This window comes from Zoogloea sp. GW822-FHT05C07, assembly GCF_058800215.1.
Genome location: NZ_CM179510.1, coordinates 1272078 through 1292247, shown reverse-complemented (window position 1 = coordinate 1292247; position 20170 = coordinate 1272078). Strand labels below are relative to the sequence as shown.

Annotated in this window: 15 protein-coding genes; 14 read left to right on the top strand and 1 reads right to left on the bottom strand. The window is 61.4% G+C overall.

Annotated elements, in window-relative coordinates:
- Positions 1–402 carry a 50S ribosomal protein L17 gene (gene rplQ / locus AC3QL2_RS06095; RefSeq protein WP_493231799.1) on the top strand — a complete coding sequence of 134 codons (402 nt, stop codon included), beginning with the start codon at positions 1–3 and terminating at the stop codon, positions 400–402.
- Between the two features lie 245 nt (positions 403–647).
- Positions 648–1154, top strand: coding sequence for a TonB family protein (locus tag AC3QL2_RS06090; protein WP_493231801.1), 507 nt, complete (start codon positions 648–650; stop codon positions 1152–1154).
- A gap of 35 nt (positions 1155–1189) precedes the next feature.
- On the opposite strand, the gene AC3QL2_RS06085 is transcribed toward AC3QL2_RS06090, so the two are convergent.
- Positions 1190–1741, bottom strand: a complete 552-nt coding sequence (locus AC3QL2_RS06085) for an NUDIX hydrolase (RefSeq protein WP_493231803.1) — start codon at positions 1739–1741, stop codon at positions 1190–1192.
- 168 nt (positions 1742–1909) lie between these two features.
- On the opposite strand from AC3QL2_RS06085, the gene AC3QL2_RS06080 reads away from it, so the two are divergent.
- The 12 genes from AC3QL2_RS06080 to AC3QL2_RS06025 all read left to right on the top strand — a co-directional run bounded on the left by AC3QL2_RS06080 (position 1910) and on the right by AC3QL2_RS06025 (position 20040).
- Positions 1910–3916 carry a GGDEF domain-containing response regulator gene (locus AC3QL2_RS06080; RefSeq protein WP_493231804.1) on the top strand — a complete coding sequence of 669 codons (2007 nt, stop codon included), beginning with the start codon at positions 1910–1912 and terminating at the stop codon, positions 3914–3916.
- Positions 3917–3974: 58 nt separating this feature from the next.
- Positions 3975–5774, top strand: coding sequence for a putative bifunctional diguanylate cyclase/phosphodiesterase (locus AC3QL2_RS06075; RefSeq protein ID WP_493231806.1), 1800 nt, complete (start codon positions 3975–3977; stop codon positions 5772–5774).
- A gap of 142 nt (positions 5775–5916) precedes the next feature.
- Positions 5917–6234, top strand: coding sequence for a flagellar transcriptional regulator FlhD (gene flhD, locus AC3QL2_RS06070; RefSeq protein ID WP_493231807.1), 318 nt, complete (start codon positions 5917–5919; stop codon positions 6232–6234).
- 27 nt (positions 6235–6261) lie between these two features.
- Positions 6262–6810 carry a flagellar transcriptional regulator FlhC gene (gene flhC, locus AC3QL2_RS06065; protein WP_493231809.1) on the top strand — a complete coding sequence of 183 codons (549 nt, stop codon included), beginning with the start codon at positions 6262–6264 and terminating at the stop codon, positions 6808–6810.
- A 182-nt stretch (positions 6811–6992) separates the two neighbouring features.
- Positions 6993–7844, top strand: coding sequence for a flagellar motor stator protein MotA (gene motA, locus AC3QL2_RS06060; protein ID WP_493231810.1), 852 nt, complete (start codon positions 6993–6995; stop codon positions 7842–7844).
- Positions 7845–7887: 43 nt separating this feature from the next.
- A complete protein-coding gene (motB, locus tag AC3QL2_RS06055) occupies positions 7888–8883 on the top strand; it encodes a flagellar motor protein MotB (protein ID WP_493231812.1) in 996 nt (331 codons plus the stop codon).
- 117 nt (positions 8884–9000) lie between these two features.
- Positions 9001–10149 (top strand): methyl-accepting chemotaxis protein, encoded by a 1149-nt coding sequence (locus tag AC3QL2_RS06050; protein WP_493231814.1) that lies wholly within the window; start codon positions 9001–9003, stop codon positions 10147–10149.
- A 26-nt stretch (positions 10150–10175) separates the two neighbouring features.
- Positions 10176–10541, top strand: coding sequence for a response regulator (locus AC3QL2_RS06045; protein ID WP_493231815.1), 366 nt, complete (start codon positions 10176–10178; stop codon positions 10539–10541).
- Between the two features lie 37 nt (positions 10542–10578).
- On the top strand, positions 10579–12891 hold the full coding sequence (locus AC3QL2_RS06040; RefSeq protein WP_493231817.1) for a chemotaxis protein CheW: 2313 nt from the start codon (positions 10579–10581) through the stop codon (positions 12889–12891).
- Between the two features lie 134 nt (positions 12892–13025).
- A complete protein-coding gene (locus AC3QL2_RS06035; protein ID WP_493231819.1) occupies positions 13026–13529 on the top strand; it encodes a chemotaxis protein CheW in 504 nt (167 codons plus the stop codon).
- Positions 13530–13606: 77 nt separating this feature from the next.
- Entirely contained in the window at positions 13607–16726 is a 3120-nt protein-coding gene (locus tag AC3QL2_RS06030) for a methyl-accepting chemotaxis protein (protein WP_493231820.1), read from the top strand.
- A 53-nt stretch (positions 16727–16779) separates the two neighbouring features.
- Positions 16780–20040: a Cache 3/Cache 2 fusion domain-containing protein gene (locus tag AC3QL2_RS06025; RefSeq protein ID WP_493231821.1), complete on the top strand. Its 3261-nt coding sequence runs from the start codon at positions 16780–16782 to the stop codon at positions 20038–20040.
- Positions 20041–20170 lie beyond the last annotated feature (130 nt).

Here is a 20170-nt window from a genome sequence, read left to right as displayed (position 1 = left end):
ATGCGTCACCGTAACGGTCTTCGCAAGCTCAACCGCACCAGCAGCCACCGTCAGGCTATGCTGCGCAACATGGCAAATTCCCTGCTGCGTCACGAAGTCATCAAGACCACCGTGCCGAAGGCCAAGGAGCTGCGCCGGGTTGTTGAGTCGCTGATCACGCTTGGCAAGAAGCCGAGCCTGGCTAATCGTCGTCTGGCGTTCGATCGCCTTCGCGATCGTGAAATCGTCGTCAAGATCTTTGACGAGCTGGGTCCGCGTTTCGCTGCTCGTAACGGCGGTTATCTGCGCATCCTGAAGTGCGGTTTCCGCGATGGCGACAACGCGCCGATGGCGTTCGTTGAGCTGCTGGACCGTCCGGAAGGCGAAGTTGAAGCTCCGGAAGCTGAACAAGCTGCGGCGTAAGCCATAAGTTTGGAAGTTGATGACAGAAAGGGTCAGCGTAAGCTGGCCCTTTTTGTTTTATAGAGCCGTCTTGGCGGAGGGCTGGTGTGGGACGTTATTGGTATGCCGTGTTCGCGGTGTCGGTGCTCCTGCATCTTGTTGCGTTTTGGCCCGCTCCGCGAGCACCTGTGTCCGGGGCGACGCCATTCGTTGTTCGCTTCGTGCAGAGGTCAAGCTTGGATGGCGGTCTCCAGGCTACGGCGGACTTGAGTTCGACCTCGCCTGATCCCCCGCGGCAGGGCAGTGGATCTGGCGAGGCTGCGGTGGTGGCAAAGGGCGGCAAGGCTATCGTGTCGCACCAGCGGATGGAGCTTGAGCCATCGTCTCGGACACGCCAGGCGATTGGTGTGCAGGCCGCCCCATCGCTAGCCGTGGAAAGGGCGCTCCTGACATCTCCCTCAGAGCTCGGCGATTCCAGTGAGGAAGAGGACACCTGGATCGGACGATACAGATTCGCGCTGGCAGCGGCCGCCGTTCGCTTGCAGAAGGCCTCGGGGCTGCTTGCCGCGCAGGGACTGCAGGGGCGAGTGGTGGTTGCCGTGCATTTCGGCGCCGGGTTGCCGGACGTTGGTTTGGCTGAGTCCAGCGGTCGGACCGCGCTGGATGATCGCGCGCTGGACCTTGTGCGACGCGCCGTCACACAGGTGCCGGCGCCGGCAGGGAAGGGGGCTGCTGCGGTGGAGCTTCCGATTCTGTTTGAGGCCCAGGAGTGATCACGGGCTGAGGAGGGCGCGATCTTGCGGCGTGCTTATCGGTAAGTGCCAGGGATGGGGATGGCCAAGGTTGTCGTGTGCAGGTCGAAGCGGCCCTGACGCCGATCCTCGAAATAGCATTTCAGCGTGTATTCGATGGAGCGAAATGCGAGTTCATCCCAGGGGATCTCCGTTTCCGTGATCAGCGACGCTTCAAGAGACTCTTCGCCCGGCGCAAAGTCGGGATCAAGCAAGCGAGCACGATAGATGATGTGGATCTGGCTGATATGCGGGAGGTCTACGAACGTGAACATCTCAGTCAGTTCGATCTTTGCGCCTGCTTCTTCAAGGGTCTCGCGCAATGCCGCTTGCCCCGTGGTTTCGTTGTTTTCCATGAAGCCAGCAGGTAAAGTCCAGCAACCGTAGCGGGGTTCGATGGCCCGGCGACACATGAGGATCTTGTCTTCCCATTCGGCAATGGCGCCTACGACGACTTTCGGGTTTTGGTAGTGGATCGTTCCACACTGGTCGCAAACGTGGCGGGGGAGATTGTCTCCCGGTGGAACCTTGAGGCTTACGGGCGCGCCGCAGTGGGAACAGAAATTCATGGTTGGCGGAGAGGCTTGGATATTCCGTTCATTCTAATTCAATGGCAGTGGGGTATACCTAGCGCTTGCGGCTGTGCGCCGGCTTCCGTGGCTTGGCTCAAGTGAAGGCACGATTCTTCCGATACAGTCGGACTAGATAGGGAACGCTGGTGAGAGCCAGGCGGGGATATGGCAGCGGCGATTGATATTACGAAGTTCGAGCAATTGAAGGTTTCGGGAGATTTGCCGTCTCCGAAGGGCGTTGCCTTAGCCATCATCAGATTGATTCAGCGGGAGAGTAGCTCAATCGATGACCTGGCCCGCGTAGTGAAAACAGACCCGGCCTTTGTCGGGCGTCTGATCAAGGCGGCCAATTCCAGAGCGGCCCATGGGCGCCGTGCGGTGGCGTCAGTCAACGAAGCTCTGATGGTCCTGGGCTTGCCAGCGGTTCGTACGCTTGCGCTGGGATTTTCCCTTTTGTCGAATTATCGGGGCGGCGCCTGCCAAGGCTTTGATTACGAGCGCTACTGGGGCGGCTGTCTGGTGTACGGCATCGCCATGCAGGCTATTACCCAGCGCACGCGGGTCGCTGCTGCGGAAGAGACGTTTTGCCTGGGTCTGCTGGCCAGGGTTGGCGAGTTGGCGCTGGCCACGCTTTACCCGGCGGATTACGAGCGGGTACTGAAGCAGACGCTGGAATTCAGGGATGTCAGCCTGACTCTGCTGGAGCAAAAGGCGTTTGCCATGGATCATCGGCAGCTGACGGCTGCAATGCTCGCCGATTGGGGGATGCCGCGCATATTTCATGAGACAGCCTATTTTGCTGAGGCACCGGAGGATTCGGGCTATGCGGATGGCTCGCGTGAGTTTGTCGTTGTTCAGTCGCTCCATCTGGCCGCCTACATAGCGGAAGTGTGTACTGCCGCGGCTCCTGAGCGCCCCAATCTGATGAAGAGACTGTTTGAGATCGGGGCGGCGCTGTCCTTCGATCGTGGCGCGGTGACCGAGCTTTGCGACCATGTGGTCAGCGAATGGCAATCCTGGGGGCCGCTGCTGGCCCTGCAGACCGAGGATGTTCCTCCGTTCAACGAACTGGCGATTCGCGGCGAGGAATTGGCTGCGCGCCGAGCAGATGTGCCCAGTGCAGGGGGTGTTCAGGACGGCCCTGATGTTGTGGCGGGGCCGATGCTGGAAGGGGAGTCGGGCGTGATCCCGTCGATGCGCGTGCTCATCGTCGATGATGACGTTTCCATGCGGACCGTCGTGCGCAAGGTGCTTGAGACCGTTGGGCACAGGGTGATGGAGGCTGGTGACGGGCGGATCGGGATGGAGATGGCGCTCGAATTCCAGCCCCAGTTGATGATCGTGGATTGGGTCATGCCCGAGATGACCGGGCTCGAACTGACACGCGCACTGCGACAGACGAAGATCGGGCGCGCCATTTACATCCTCATCATGACGAGTCTCGATGACGACGATCGATTGATCGAGGCGTTCGAGAACGGCGTCGATGACTTCATGAACAAGCCGATCAATCCGCGGGTTCTTGCCGCACGCCTGCGTGCCGGGCAGCGGGTGATTCGCCTGCAACAGGAGGTGGATCGGGATCGCGAAGAGATCCGCCGTTTTGCGGCTGAACTGGCCGTGTCCAACCGGCGGTTGCAAGAAGTGGCGCTGACCGATGCGTTGACAGGGTTTCCCAATCGGCGCTACGCGATGGATCGTATCCAGCAGGAGTGGCTGGTTTCGACGCGGACGCGCCGTGCCTTGTCGGTGATGGTCATCGACGTGGATCAGTTCAAGCTTTATAACGACTCCCATGGTCACGATGTCGGTGATGCGGTGCTCAAGCGGGTTGCCAGCATGGTAAAGGGCGCGCTGCGTGCGCAGGATGTTGTCGCCAGGACCGGGGGAGATGAGTTTCTGGTCATCTGCCCGGATACCAACCTGGATGCAGCGCTGGCTTGCGCAGAGCGGGTGCGTTTTGCCGTGGAGAATGTGCGAACTCCACTCAACGGCATTGCCATCAAGGTCTCCCTCAGTATCGGCGTCGCAAGCCGGGACGGGCAGATGCCGGACCCTGATGCCCTGATCAAATGTGCCGACCAGGGGCTCTATGTGGCCAAGGACAAGGGGCGAAACCGGGTCATGAGCGTGCAGGTTTCGCGTCCGGGGCCCGTCATTTCGCCCCGATGAAAAATGTCCAGCAGGTTGCATCCTGATCTTTGCTATTGAAAATGATGGTCGCGCATCGATGAGTCTGAACGGCTACGTGGCAAATCGTGATGGAAGTGGTGACGGAGACATCGGAATCCTGGTGGTCGATGATTGCGAGGACGATGTCTTTTTGTTGGGGCGAGCGCTTGTCAAATGGGGGATGAAGATCCGTTGCGAGCGCGTCGATAATGCTGATGCAATGCGTGATGCGCTGCGCTTGCCGGGTTGGGATATCGTCATCTCCGATCATCGAATGCCAGGCTTCGATTCCGCCGCGGCGTTGCAGGTTCTGAAAGACAGTGGCCGTGATCTGCCCTTCGTGATCTACTCTGGAGTCATCACCGATCAGCAGGCCTTTTCGTCGATGCTGGATGACGGAGTCAGCGATTATGTGCCGAAGGGGCATTTCGCTCGCCTTGTCCCCGTCATCACCCGGGAACTGCGCGGGGCTGCGGCCCGCCGGGTGGCGCGTGAGGCGGGTAGCCAGATACAGGCGCTGGCCTATTTCGACTCCCTGTGTCTGCTGCCGAATCGACAGCTGATGTGCGCACGTCTGGCTGAGTGGGCGCGGGAGGCCGATGCGCGGCAGAGTCAGCTGAAGGCTGCGGTCTTTCATGTGGATCTGGACCGCTTTCAGCGGATTAATTCGAGCTTTGGTTACGAGGCCGGTAATGTCTTGCTGCGCCAGGTAGCCAAGCGTCTGCTGGAGAGCTCCGAGTCTCACGGTCTCGTCGCGCGACTCGGCGGAGACGCCTTCGGCATTCTTGTTCCGGGCGTCTGCGAATACGGCGCTGCGGAGGTTTTTGCCCGTTGGTTGCTGCGGGCCTTCGAACTGCCGTTTGTGTTGGACAAGATCGAATTGTTTCTGTCGGTCAGCGTTGGTGTGGCGTGGGTGCGGGAGGGAGATGGGGACATCTTTTCCCTGCTGACCCATGCGGAAACCGCCATGAGCGCGGTCAAGCAGAAGGGTGGAAACGGCTACCGCATCTTCGACGCGGACATGCTGAGCGGTTCGGCGGAGCGGATCGCGCTGGAAAGTGACCTGCGCTTCGCCATCGAACGGAACGAACTGTGGGTGGCCTACCAGCCGTGCGTAGAGGGTGCCGACGGCCGTGTGGTGAGTGCGGAGGCGCTCTTGCGCTGGCGTCATCCGCGTCTGGGGCCGATCGGTCCAGACCGCTTCATCCCGATTGCGGACGAGAGCGGGATGATCATCGAACTCGGTGAATGGGTGATGCGGGAGGCGTGCCGGGAATGTGGGCGTTGGCGGGACATGGGTATGGATGGCATGTTCGTGTCGGTCAATGTCTCGGCGGTTCAGTTTGCCCAGCCGCGGCTCATCGAGTCGGTGCGGCGTGCGCTTGAGGACGCCGGCCTGGAGCCTGCTGGCCTGCAGCTTGAGATCACGGAATCTTCGTTGATGCAGGATGCCGAGACGGCAGTGGCGATGTTGCGGGCCTTCAAGAACATGGGGGTCAGGGTAGCCATCGACGATTTCGGTACCGGCTATTCGTCGTTGGCGTACCTCAAGCGCTTTCCCGTCGATGTGATCAAGGTCGATCAGTCTTTTGTGCGGGATCTGTGCGAGGACGAGGAGAATGCTGCAATTGTCCGCGCGATCATTGTGCTGGCACGCAGCATGCGTCTTCACGTCATTGCGGAAGGCGTTGAATCATCGAGCCAGGTGGATGCGCTGCGCACCGACGGCTGCGATTTCTTCCAAGGCTATCTGTTCGGCAGGCCGGTGGCTGCAGCGGAGTTCCGGGCCACGCTGGCGCGCATGCCGGATGGGTCGGCCAGTGCCGGGCAAGCGGGTCTTTCAGGCAGATTTGACTGATCCTGATTTTCATGTAAGATTTTTTCTTACATTTGCAGGTGGTTTGTTTCTTACTTCATAATCCGTATTCATCGGATGGCGAGCCTTGCCGGGTAACGGCAGAATTTGCCGCATACGATGGCCGAATGCTGAGGAGAAGACCATGCGCACCAATGGTATGCAAGATGAAATCAGAGAGTTGAATCTCGCTTACCTGATGCTGGCTCAGCAGATGCTGCGGGAAGACCGCGCTGCAGCCATTTACCGTCTCGGGATTGGAGAGGACGTGGCCGCGATCCTCGAAGGCCTGAGTTCTGCGCAGGTCCTACGGATGGCCAGTTCGAACATGTTGCTGTGCCAGTTCCGCTTCAACGACACGATGCTCGTTGATCTGCTGTCGGCCCATGGCCGGGAGCGCGGGACCGCGCATCTGCATGCGGCCATCCTCGCTGCAGGCCGTCCGGTAGAGGATCTGGCCTGAGCCTTGTGAGCCTGCCCGGGAGGTGCCGTGCGTAATAAAAGCGTATTGGCTGAGGCGCAGGACATTCAGAAGGCTGTCGAGTTGATACGCCTCGGCGCGCGCATGCAGATGCTTGAGGCGGAAACCTCCTTGAGCCGTGAGCGCTTGCTCAAGTTGTACAAGGAGGTCAAGGGGGTATCGCCGCCGAAGGGGATGCTGCCTTTTTCCACGGACTGGTTCATGTCGTGGCAGCCGAACATCCATGCCTCCCTGTTCATGGCGCTGTACCGCTTTGTGCGCAAGCATGCCAAGCTGGATGGACTGGGTGCGATTGTGCAGGCCTATCGGCTGTACAACGAGCACATCGAGTCCTTCGAGATGGAACAGGTCTTGAGCCTGACCCGGGCGTGGACGCTGATCCGCTTCTTTGATGCCAGTTTGCTGCAATCGGCGCGCTGTACATGCTGTGGCGGGGAGTTTGTTACCCATGCCTTCGATCCCATTCATGAGTATGTCTGTGGCTTGTGCCATGTGCCTTCCCGGGCCGGGAAGACGCGTAAGGTGGCGCCGGGGGCAGAGGAGGCCACCGGGCCTTGAGCTGAGTTCCAGATGACCAAAAATGCCGCCATTCTTGTGGCGGCATTTTTTTTGGAATTGAAGGGGACGACAGGCTTGCCTCCCGGGCTCAAGTTTTCGGGGGGAGGGCCGATATCGCCGAAGAAGAATAACGCGTCGGGTGCGCCGCCATAAGGACGCGTCCGCTGATAGAGGTTGCAGCGATGTTTTTGATCATCGGCTATGTGATTATCCTGGCGGCTTCGCTAGGCACTTATGCAGTGCACGGCAGTCTGGCCGCGCTGTGGGTGCCCACCGAATACATCGCAATCGTCGGCCTGACCATTGGGGGCTTCGTGGCAGGCAATGGCCCCAAGGCAATCAAGGGAACGATTGCGGCACTGCCTACCATTTTCAAGGGATCGCCGTACAACAAGGCGTTCTATGTGGATGTGCTGTGCATGCTGTACGAGATCCTTGCCAAGGTACGCAAGGAAGGGCTGATGTCGATCGAAGGGGATGTGGAGAACCCGGAGGGGAGTCCGATCCTGTCCAAGTACCCGGCCTTCACGAAGGATCATCACGCTGTCGATTTCCTTTGCGATTACCTGCGGATGATGGTCGGCGGCAATTTGAATGCATTCGAGATCGAGAACCTGATGGACGTGGAAATGGAAACCCATCATCAGGAAGCCCATGGCCCGGCTCACGTTGTGTCCAAGGTTGCAGACGGCGTGCCGGCCTTCGGTATCGTCGTGGCGGTGATGGGTGTGGTGAACGTGATGGGCTCAGTCGGCCAGCCGCCGGCGGTGCTCGGCAAGATGATCGGCGGAGCGCTGGTTGGGACCTTCCTGGGTATCCTTGTGTCCTATGGCTTTGTCGCCCCGGTTGCCGGGCAGCTCGAACAGAAGGTGGACGAAGGCGGCAAGATCTACCAGTGCATCAAGGCGGTGCTGCTGGCCAGCATGAATGGTTATGCGCCGCAGGTGGCGGTGGAGTTTGGCCGGAAGGTCCTGTTCTCGTCCGACAGGCCCAGCTTTGCCGAGTTGGAAGAAGCCATCAAGAGCCGCAAGTGAGGTTGGCTACAGTGGATCTCCGTGAAGCAGGAGGGGGCGCTGAATGAGCGACGATACCCAGCAGCCAATCGTCGTCAAGAAGATCAAGAAGGGCGGCGGCGGCGCCCATGGCGGGGCCTGGAAGATCGCCTACGCCGACTTCGTGACGGCCATGATGGCCTTCTTCCTGCTGATGTGGCTTCTCGGTTCGACGGCGCAGGGTGACCTGAAGGGCATCGCCGATTTCTTCAGCTCGCCCCTCAAGGTTGCGATGAATGGTGGTTCGGGGGCCGGTGACGCACTCAGCCCGATCGCTGGCGGTGGGCAGGATCTCACGCGTTCGGTCGGTCAGGTCAAACGCGGCGACGTGGAGGGCAAGCGCTCGATCAACATCGAGGCCGCGAAGGGGGCGACCAAGCCAGAAGGTGACGATGGCAAGAGCATCCAGAGCAAGAGCGAAGAGCGGAAGGAGCGCGCCCGGCTCGAGGATCTGAAAGGGCAGATCGAGGCGATCATCGAGGCGAGCCCCAGTCTGCGGGCCTTCAAGAACCAGCTCCTGCTCGACATCACAACTGAAGGCCTGCGCATCCAGATCGTGGATGAGCAGAATCGACCGATGTTCGATTCTGCCAGTGCTGCACTCAGACCCTATACGCAGGAATTGTTGCGGGCCATCGGTGCGACGCTCAATGGTGTGGAGAACAACGTGAGCCTTTCCGGGCATACCGACTCGACCCGCTACGCGGGAGGGGAGCGGGGGTTCTCCAACTGGGAGCTGTCTGCCAACCGGGCCAATGCATCCCGGCGCGAGCTGGTGGCCGGTGGTCTCGCCGAAGGGAAAATGGTACGTGTGATCGGCCTTGCCGATACCGTGCCGCTCGACCCCGCTAATCCGAATGCGCCCATCAATCGAAGGATTAGCATCGTCGTGCTCAACCGGCATGCCGAGGCAGCGCTGAAGGCGAGTACCAACCGGACGCTGGAAGTCAGCAACGGGGATGAAATGGATGCGGCGGATATCCGCAGCGGCATGGTAAAAGGGACGCGTCCGGCACAGTGAATTCCGTCCGGAAAGGCGATTTGGTGGGTGGCAATAAGCGGGGGCTGGTTATCCTGCGGGCCAGGTGCTAGAAAAATGTCACGATCAAATGCAGTGTTGATAGGCGTTGTGTGGTCCTTGCTGGTCACCGGCGCGGCCGCCTTCTTGCTGAGTGCCAATGTTTGGCAGGTGCTTGCTTGCGTGGCGCTGGCCATGGGCTGGTGCTGTGTGCTCCTGATGCGGGGGGCTGCATCGTCCGTTGTGGTGTCGGCCGAGCTGTCGTCGTCGGAAGCGGCTGGAGTGGCGACGCTGGAAAGTGCGCTGGGCGACGCCGTCTTGGGCTTCCGGCAGCAGCATGCGGCGGTCTTGGAGGAGGTCCGTAGCGTCGAGGCGAGGTTGTCCAGTGCCATTGTGACCCTGACGCAGAGTTTTCAGGGCATCCTGTCCTCCACCGGCCAGCAGCAGGAGATTGCTCTCGGGCTCGCCAAGGAGGGGGATTCCGTCGATGGCATCAGTCGCTTCGATGACTTCGTTGCCCATACCTCAGGCGTCATGCAGCGGGTTGTGGATAGCGTGATCACGAACAGCAAGCTGGGTATGGAACTGGTGGAGCTGACCGATCGCATTTCGAAGCGGGCCAGTGACGTGGAGATGATCCTGGGAGAGATCGGCGCGATTGCCAAGCAGACCAATCTGCTCGCCCTCAATGCAGCCATCGAGGCAGCTCGTGCAGGTGAGGCGGGCCGCGGGTTTGCGGTGGTTGCCGATGAGGTGAGGGATTTGTCCACGCGTACGACCCAGTTCAGCCAGCAGATTGCGGTGGTCATGAAGTCCATGCGCGAAGGGGTGAAGGGGACCGAGGATGCGATCGCCAAGCTGGCGTCCACGGACATGAACTTTGCGCTGGAGTCGAAGCAGCAGGTGGAGCGGGTGCTCACGTCAATGGAGACGCTCAACAAGGCGCGTATCGATGCCATCAGGGAGTTGGGTGAGCATACCCACGCGATGGATGCGGAAGTGAACCGTGCGGTGACAGCGCTGCAGTTCCAGGATCTCGTGTCGCAGTTGATCGGCCGCGTGGAGCGGCGGGTCGAGAGGCTGGGCCTGGTGGAGCAGGAACTGGATGCACTGATCGGCGAGATCCGGCTGGTTTGCGCGGGAGATGTCCGTTCCCTGCCGCAGGCGGCCGAATCGGTCCGGAAGCGGCTTGCCGAACTTGTCGTTGTCGAAGCGCAGGGCGCCGGGTGCGCTCAGGAAGTCTCGCATGGCGGGATCGATTTGTTTTAGTTTTTCAGAACCCTAGGAAATAGACGATGGCCAAGATCGTACTGACTGTTGATGATTCTGCTTCAATCCGGCAGATGGTTTCATTCACCCTGAAAAGTGCCGGCTATGAAGTCGTTGAAGCCGTCGATGGCATGGATGGCCTCGACAAGGCGAAAGCCAAGGCCTGCAACCTGGTGCTGACCGACCAGAATATGCCCCGCATGGATGGCCTGTCGCTGATCAAGTCGCTGCGGGCTATGCCCCAGTACCGTACGGTGCCGATCCTGATGCTGACCACCGAGTCCTCGGACACCATGAAGTCGCAGGGGCGCGCCGCGGGTGCGACCGGCTGGCTGGTGAAGCCCTTCGATCCGCAGAAGCTCATCGAAGTGGTCAAGAAGGTGATCGGCTGACAAAGCTGGTGCAGGGCGGGCGTCACGGGAGGCAGTCATGGCCATAGATATGAGCCAGTTCTACCAGGTCTTCTTCGAGGAGGCCGCTGAGCATCTGGCGAGCATGGAAGCGTTGCTGCTCGCTATCGACCCGGGGGCGCCCGATGCTGAGGATGTGAATGCCCTTTTCCGGGCGGCCCATTCCATCAAGGGGTCGAGCGGTACGTTTGGCTTCCAGGACATGATGGAGGTCACTCACATCCTCGAAACCATGCTCGATCGCGTACGCAAGGGCGAGGCGCCCCTGACGGACGAGATGGTCGATGCATCGCTGGTGGCCGGGGATGTGCTGAAGAATCTGCTGGCGGCTCACCGGGGGGAGGACGAGGCAGACCGGGAGGCGGCCGAGGCCATCTGCCACCGGCTCGAGGCCTTGTGCCGTGCCCTTGATGCGCCTCCCAAGCGTGCGCCTGCCATTCTTCCGCCGGCCGCGCCAGTCGAGGATGTGCCCCCGTCAAAGAGTTATGACCTGCTGTTTTCGCTGGTCGGCGATATCGGTGGTGGGCGCGATATGTTCGCAGACCTGCTGGCCGAACTGGGGCGTGTCGGCACAGTGGATACGCTGGAAGCGCCCACGCCGGGTGATCGCCATTGCCACCTGCGCATTGCGACCGACGTGGATGCGGATTTCCTGCGTGGCGTGCTTGATTTCGTGGCAGAGGCCGCCTCTTTGCGCATCGAGCCGCTTGCCGTCGCTGCAGAGGAAGAAGCCTATGGTTTCTTCGAGGATCTCCCCGCGGTAACGGGCGCCACCCAGTGGCGCAGCAGCGACGATGCCTATGGTTTCTTCGAGCCTCTTCCGTCGGCGTCCAGCGCGGTTGCGACCGAGGAAGCCTACGGCTTTTTCGATGAGCAGGAAGTGGCCACTTTGCTGGCCAGGCAGCAGGCAGCCGAGCCCTACGGCTTCTTCGACGACGTGCCGGCACCCGATGCGGAGCCTCCGCGCGCCGAGGAGGTGCCTGAGGCCGCGTATGGATTGTTCGAGCCTTTGCCCCAGCCGGACGCACAGGAGGCCGTTGTACCGGAACCAGCGGAGGGGGGGGGCGCCGCAGGGGGGGCGGTGCCGCTCGCAGCCGCCGCTGCGCCGCCGCCTGCCCGCAAGCCGGCTGCACGGACCGCGGCGGGAGGCGATAACGGCTCCATCCGGGTCAGCGTCGAAAAGGTGGATCAGATGATCAACCTCGTTGGCGAGCTCGTCATCACCCAGGCCATGCTGACCCAGGCCGCGGTCAATGTGGATCCGGTCATCTGTGAACGCCTGATCAACGGTCTGGCGCAGTTGGAGCGCAATACCCGCGATCTGCAGGAGTCCGTGATGTCGATCCGGATGATGCCGATCTCCGTGGTATTCAGCCGTTTCCCGCGGGTCGTCAGGGATCTGTCCCACAAGCTGGGCAAGCAGGTGGAGCTGAAGACCATCGGCGAGAGCACCGAGATGGACAAGAGCCTCGTCGAGCGCATTACAGATCCGCTGACCCACCTCGTGCGCAACAGCCTCGACCATGGCCTCGAAACACCCGAGAAGCGCCGTGCCGCGGGCAAGTCCGAAACCGGCACGATCACCCTCAGCGCCTATCATCAAAGTGGCAATATCGTCATCGAGGTCGGCGATGACGGGGCAGGCCTCAATCGCGCGCGCATCCTGGCCAAGGCCCGGGAGCGCGGTATGGCGGTCAGCGATTCGATGAGCGATCAGGATGTCTGGCAGCTCATCATGGAGCCGGGCTTCTCCACTGCCGACCAGGTGACCGAGGTGTCGGGGCGCGGCGTCGGCATGGATGTCGTGAAGAAGAACATCTCGGCGATGGGGGGGCGCATCGAGCTTGATTCCATGGCCGGCATCGGGACCCGCATCACCGTGCGCCTGCCGCTGACGCTGGCGATCCTGGATGGCATGAGCGTCGGCGTCGGACCGGAAACCTACATCATTCCGCTCAGCTATGTTATGGAGTCCATGCAGCCCGAGCGGGGCATGATGAAGAGTGTGTCCGGCGTGGAGCGGCTGATCCAGGTGCGCGGCGAATACCTGCCGGTCATCTGCCTGCACGAGGTGTTCCGCATTCCTGCCGCGATCACCGACTGGTCGAAGGGCATCATGGTGGTGCTCGAGGCAGATGGTCAGAGCGCCGCCCTGTTCATCGACCACCTCATCGGTCAGCACCAGGTGGTCATCAAGAGCCTGGAGGCCAATTACCGTCGGGTTCAGGGCATCGCGGGTGCCACCATCATGGGTGATGGACGGGTGGCGCTGATTCTCGACGTGCCCATGCTCGTCGGGATGGCCAGGCGGGTGTTGCCGGCGGCGGCCTGAAAGGGCGGGCGGTTCTCCGTACGGAAGGGGCGCCGGTCGCCAAGGGTGATTTTTGGTGTCACGGTCCCCGTCGCCGGCTTCAGAAAAGGTGTCTCGTGCCGTAAAGGCGGGTGTTCCCTTGGAGGAGTGTTGCCATGCTGCAGGCCGCCCAGACCACTGCCGCGCAGGAGTCCGAAGACTCCGGTGCTGTGCAGGAATTGCTGACCTTTACCCTCGGCGCAGAGGAGTACGCCATCGACATCCTGAAGGTTCAGGAGATTCGTGGCTACGATGCGGTCACTACGATCGCCAATGCCCCCAGCTTCATCAAAGGGGTCATCAACCTGCGTGGCACGATCGTGCCAATCGTTGATCTGCGGATCAAATTCTCCGTTGGCGTTGCCGAGTACACGCCTTTTACCGTCGTCATCATTCTCAACATCGCCGGCCGGGTGGTGGGGATGGTGGTCGACGCGGTATCCGACGTCATTGCCCTCAAGCCCGAGCAGATCCGTCCGGCGCCCGACTTCGCTTCGTCGGTGGATACCGCCTACATCATGGGGCTTGGTGCGCTCAGTGAACGGATGCTGATCGTCGTCGATATCGAACGCTTGATGCTCTCCAGCGAAATGGCGCTGGTGGACGAGGCTGCTGCTTAAGTCTGCCGATCTGGCCACCCCCACATCCTAAGAAAGTCGTCGTCATGAGTAGCCTTCTCTCTCCCGCGGTTGGAGTGATGAACCGCCTGTCCGTGCAGGGCAAGATGCTCCTGCTTGGTCTGATAGCAATGGTGTCCGTGGTGGTGCTGGCGTACATGTTGTTGGCCCGGGTTGAAGGGGATATCTCCTTTTCTGAAAAGGAAACCCAGACTGCGCCCTTGGTAATGCCTGCGCGTCATCTGATGCAGGCGCTCCAGGCTCATCGAGGGGTCGCTCAGGGCCTGATCGGTGGTAATACTGCTCTGGTCGGCAGATTGGCCGAATTGCGTGCTCAGGTTGACAAGGCCATTGCTGAAGGTGATGCCGTGACTGCCCGTTTTGGCGAGAGCCTGGGGGTAGCGTCGGAATGGGGGGCGATTCGTCAGGGTTGGAGCGAGGTGCAGTCCAAGGCGGTCAGCGTTTCGGGGCCCGAGAGCTTCAAGCTGCATACGGATTACATCGCCCGGGTCCGGGGGTTCATTAATTTAGTCGCCGACAAAACCAACGCCACGCTCGATCCGGAACTCGAAACCTACTACCTGATGGACTTGTTCACTGTTCGCCTCCCGGCGCTTTCCGAGGATGCGGGGCGGGCGCGGGCGCTGGGTACTGCGCTGGCCATCCGTCAACGTAGTACGGAGGCCGAGCGGATCGATATGAACGTCTTCATGCGGCGTTTGGCGGACGGACGTGAGGGCGTTGAGGCGGGCATCACCAAGGTCGGCAGCAACGATGCGGCACTGCGCGCCCGTCTGGATGTGCCGGGCAAGAACTTCGACGCGGCGGCCAAGGCCTTTGGGGTGTTGGTCAACGGGCAGGTCGTGCAGGGGGAGGCTATTTCCGTCGCTCCCACGCAAGTGTTCGACGAGGGCTCCAAGGTTGTGGACGCGAACTACGAGATTCTTGACGTGGCCGCCAGGGAGTTCGATCGCTTTCTCCAGTTGCGACTTGAGCACCTGTATCTGGCGCGTTGGACCGCGATTGGGGTGATCTGCTTCAGCCTATTGGTTGTGGGTTACCTGTTTCTCGGATTCCGTCGCACCATGCTTGATGGTATCGGCGAGATTCAGGCGGGGGTGAAGCGTATGGCGGACGGCCGGCTCGATGAGCCCGTGCTGGTCGTTTCGCACGATGCGTTTGGCGAGATCGCGACCGCGCTGAATGGCATGCAGGCCAGTCTCAAGGCTCGCCTGCTGGCCGAACACGAGGTGGCGGAGGTTAATTCGCGGGTACGGAACGCGCTGGACAAGGCCTCCACCAACATCATGCTTGCCGACAACGATGGGCAGATCGTCTATTGCAACGAGGCGGTGCTGGCCATGTTGAGAGACGCGGAGGCTGATATCCGCCGTGATCTGCCGAGCTTTAGTGTCAATGGGCTGATCGGCCGTAATTTTGACGACTTCCACCAGAATCCGAGTCATCAACGCAATCTTCTTGGCCGTCTGCAGGGTGAGCATAAGGCAACAGTACGGGTCGGCGGCCGCACTTTTGCTCTTGTGGCCAACCCGGTCGTCAATGTGCAGGGGGTGAGGTTGGGTTCGGTCGTGGAGTGGCAGGACCGGACCAACGAGGTCCGTGTCGAGCAGGAACTGGCCGGGCTGCTGGAAGCCGCTGTGGCCGGGGACTTCGCCCGTCGTCTGTCGCTGGAGGGCAAGGTCGGTATCTTTGCGACGGTTGCCGAAGGTATGAATAACCTGATGGGGATCGTTTCCACCAGTCTGGAGGATCTTGCGCGTGTCTTGAACGCAATTGCGCGGGGCGATCTGACGGAGACCATCACGGCGGAATACAGCGGGACGTTCGGTCAGTTGAAGGACGACACGAACACGACGGTGGAACGTCTGCGCGAAGTGGTCGGGCAGATCAAGGAAGCTGCGGAGTCGATCAACGTGGCGGCGCAGGAGATCTCGGCGGGTAACTCGGACCTGTCGTCGCGCACGGAGGAGCAGGCGAGCAGCCTGGAAGAGACGGCGAGTTCGATGGAGCAACTGAACGCGACGGTGCGTCAGAACGCGGACAACGCGCGCCAGGCGCGGGAGCTGGCCAGCTCGAGCAACGAAGTGGCAGTGCAGGGCGGCGAGATGGTGTCGCGGGTGGTGGGCACGATGGGCTCGATCCAGGAGAGCTCGAAGAAGATCGCGGACATCATCGGAGTGATCGACTCGATCGCGTTCCAGACGAACATCCTGGCGCTCAATGCGGCGGTGGAAGCGGCGCGGGCGGGCGAGCAGGGACGTGGCTTCGCGGTGGTGGCGAGCGAGGTGCGGAGCCTGGCGCAGCGCAGCGCGCAGGCGGCGCGGGAGATCAAGGCGCTGATCGCGGACAGTGTGGACAAGGTGGAGGACGGTGCGCGGCTGGTCAATGAAGCGGGGCAGACGATGGAAGACGTGGTGTCAAACTTCCAGAAGCTGTCGGCGCTGGTGACGGACATTGCGGAGGCGAGCCAGGAGCAGAGCGGTGGGATCGAGCAGGTAACGCAGGCGGTGGGCCAGATGGACGAGGTGACGCAGCAGAATGCGGCGCTGGTGGAGGAGGCGGCGGCAGCGGCCGAGAGCCTCGAGGAGCAGGCCCGTAGTCTCGTAAGGTCCGTGGCAACCTTCCGCCTTTCTGCCCCGCGCGGCGAGGTGGCACCGGCCAGCCTGGATTTTGATGGGGTGATCCAGGCCCACATGGGCTGGAAGCACAAGTTGCGTAACTACCTTTCTGGCGAAGGAGAGGCCCTGGATCCTGGCGTTGTCTCTCGGGACGACAAGTGTGTGCTTGGCTGCTGGATACATGGGGAGGGCAAGCGCTATGCAGGTAATTCCCATTACACCGCCCTGCGCAGCAAGCACGCGGATTTCCATGCCTGTGCCGGTGCTGTCATCCGAGCCAAGCAGGATGGAGATGACGCGGGGGCACGGCGTTTGTTGCTCAATGAGTTCTCTGTGCTTTCCGACGAAACGATTCAAGAAATTCGCCACATGAAGCAGAGCTGTGCCGGGCTTCCCGTTCCTGTTTCGATGCTGGATGTTCCGAAGGCCAGTGTGACAACTCTGTCATCCCACGTTCGGGGCGAGAAGGGTAGCGGAGGCGGAGGCAAGGTCGCCGCACCGTTGCCCAAGATCAAAGCAGGAGCCGTGAATCTGGCGGAAGCCGAGTGGGAAGAGTTTTGAACATTTGATTGGCCATTGGCCGTCGTGTGCTGTTGGCGAGGGAAGGATTCGAGATGAAAATAAATATGCCGGTGACCCAGCACGAGGTTGAATTGAAGGAGACGACGCTGATCGTTTCCAAGACCGACCTCAAGGGGCAGATCACCTATATCAATTCGGACTTCATCGCGATCAGTGGGTTTGCCGAGGTGGAACTGCTCGGTCAGCCCCACAACATCGTGCGCCATCCTGATATGCCGGTGGAGGCCTTTGCCGACATGTGGCAGTCCCTGAAGGCGGGGCGTCCTTGGGTCGGGATGGTCAAGAACCGTTGCAAGAACGGGGATTACTACTGGGTCGAAGCCCATGCCTCGCCGATTTTCGACAACGGCCGTGTCCTTGGATACATGTCGGTGCGCCGCAAGGCCAGCCTGGACAAGATTCGCGCTGCGGAGGCTGCATATGCCCAGTTCCGCGAAGGAAAGGCCGGCGGTAAGCAGATCATGGACGGCAAGGTCGTGTCGGGCGGTGTCGGGCTCAAGTTCGGGCGCTGGTTGGGCAGTACGTCACTGGCCGCGCGTTCCGCACTGGCGGCGACGCTGGCGCTGGTGGTGATCCTCGGGGCTGGTTCGTTGTACATGCGCGGACGGGCCAGCGAGGCGCTCGAATCCCAAGGGCTGGCCGTGGTTTCCGACAAGGTGGCGGCCGTGCGGGCGTTGGTCGAATCCAAGGCACAGAGCCTACGAGTCGAAACCGACCGACTCGCTAACCTCTTTGCGTCCAGTCTGGGGGATGGCTTCACAGTTAATACTGTGGGTGAGGGAATGCCGGTACTGCTCAACGGCAGTACGGTGATGAACCTGCGTACCCAGGAGGTGGATCGCTTCACGGCAGCAAGCGGGGCGGTAGCCACCCTGTTTGCCCGGAAGGGGGATGAGTTCTATCGTGTCGCCACTTCGGTAAAGAAGGAGAGTGGCGAGCGCGCCGTCGGGACTACGCTGGCTCACGACAGCCCTGCCTATGCCCGTTTGCTGGCCGGTGAGCGCTATGTGGGCAAGGTCATGTTGTTCGGTGTCGATGCCTACACCGGCTATGCACCCATCAAGGACAGCAGTGGCAAGGTGATTGGTGCCACCTTTGTCGGACGCAAGTTCGCTGAGGAAATGGCGGCCTTGCGTCAGCAGATCAAGGCCATCCGCTTCGGCGATTCGGGCTATGCCTATGTGTTGGATTCGACGGCAGGCAAGACCCAGGGGACCTTGGTCGTTCACCCGGCCAAGGAAGGGCAAAGTGTCCTCGAATCGAAGGACGCGGGTGGGCGCCCATTTATCCGCGAGATGCTGGAGCGCAAGCAGGGGGTGATCCGCTACCCGTGGCTGAATGCCGAACTGAACGAGACCTCGGCCCGCGAGAAGATTGTGGCTTTCGACAGTTTTCCCGAATGGAACTGGTTGATCGCCGGCGGTACCTACATGGATGAGTTCGAGAGCGTTTCCCGCAACATCGGCTTCATGCTGCTGGGTATCAGCCTGTTGGCAACTGTATTGCTTGCAGGGCTCATCTTTGGGCTGCTGCGCGGCCTGATTGCACGCCCGTTGGAGGCGATGGTTCGGACTGCGCAGAGTGTTGCCAATGGTCGTTATGACAACGAAATCAATGTGAGCCGCAATGACGAGGTGGGCCGTGTCATGCAGGCGATCGAATCGATGCAGGTCAAGCTGGGTTTTGAGTTCGCCGAGCAGCAGCGGGTCAGCAACGAGAACTCCCGCATTCGCCAAGCCCTGGATAGTGTGGAGACGAATGTGCGGATCGCCGAGCCGGACGGCAGGGTCATCTACGCAAATCCAGCTTTGCTGAAGACCATTCGCGGCATAGAAGGGGAGGTCGGCAGGAGTGTTCCGGGTTTCCGTGCCGACAATTTTGTCGGTAGCGACGTTACCCGCTTGTATGCCGATCAGGCCGCTGCACGGCTGCGCCTGGCTAGTTTGCAGCAGGCAACGCGCAGCATGATGGAGATCGGTGGGCGCAGTTTCGAAATTGTGACCAGCCCCATCTTCAACGCGGCGGGCGAGCGCCTGGGGTCGGTGGGCGAATGGCGTGACCGCACTGATGAACTGGCCGCGGAGCGGGAGATCCAGGCCATCGTGTCGGCGGCGGCGGACGGAGATTTTTCTGCCCGCCTGCAGCGTGAAGGCAAGACGGGCTTCTTTGCGGATCTGACGGATGGTATCAACCGCTTGATGGAAGGGGTGGCGGGAAGCCTGAACGATCTCGCCCGGGTGCTGAACGCGATTGCGCGGGGCGACCTGACGGAGACCATCACGGCGGAGTACAGCGGGACCTTCGGTCAGCTGAAGGGTGACACGAACACGACAGTGGAACGTCTGCGCGAAGTGGTCGGGCAGATCAAGGAAGCTGCGGAGTCGATCAACGTGGCGGCGCAGGAGATCTCGGCGGGTAACTCGGACCTGTCGGCGCGCACGGAAGAGCAGGCGAGCAGCCTGGAAGAGACGGCGAGCTCGATGGAGCAACTGAACGCAACGGTGCGTCAGAACGCGGACAGCGCGCGCCAGGCGCGGGAGCTGGCCAGCTCGAGCAACGAAGTGGCAGTGCAGGGCGGCGAGATGGTGTCGCGGGTGGTGGGCACGATGGGCTCGATCCAGGAGAGCTCGAAGAAGATCGCGGACATCATCGGAGTGATCGACTCGATCGCGTTCCAGACGAACATCCTGGCGCTCAATGCGGCGGTGGAAGCGGCGCGGGCGGGCGAGCAGGGACGTGGCTTCGCGGTGGTGGCGAGCGAGGTGCGGAGCCTGGCGCAGCGCAGCGCGCAGGCGGCGCGGGAGATCAAGGCGCTGATCGCGGACAGTGTAGACAAGGTGGAGGACGGTGCGCGGCTGGTCAATGAAGCGGGGCAGACGATGGAAGACGTGGTGTCAAACTTCCAGAAGCTGTCGGCGCTGGTGACGGACATTGCGGAGGCGAGCCAGGAGCAGAGCGGCGGGATCGAGCAGGTAACGCAGGCGGTGGGCCAGATGGACGAGGTGACGCAGCAGAATGCGGCGCTGGTGGAGGAGGCGGCGGCAGCGGCCGAGAGTCTGGAAGACCAGGCCCGCAGCCTTGTCCGTTCGGTGGCGATGTTCCGCTTGCAGCTTGGTCAGCAGGCGGTGCAACCGGCCGCTGTCGAGCCCCGTCCCCTGGCCGATAATGTTGCGCGTCTGCCCGAGCGCACTGCGCGGCCGGCGGCCGCGCGTGCCGCGGCACCGCTTCCGAAGGTACGGCGTACCGGCGGGGTGGTGGGTAGCGACCTCGATGACGAATGGGAAGAGTTCTAGAAAGAAACAGCTTCATGTCGGAAAAACCGTTTTCCCGTAATCCCTTGCCGTCGTTGGGCACGCCCGTGTCGCGTCCCGGCGCGGGCGTCCGGCCGGCTCCGGCTCCGGCTGCCGTGCGGAGCCCTGCATC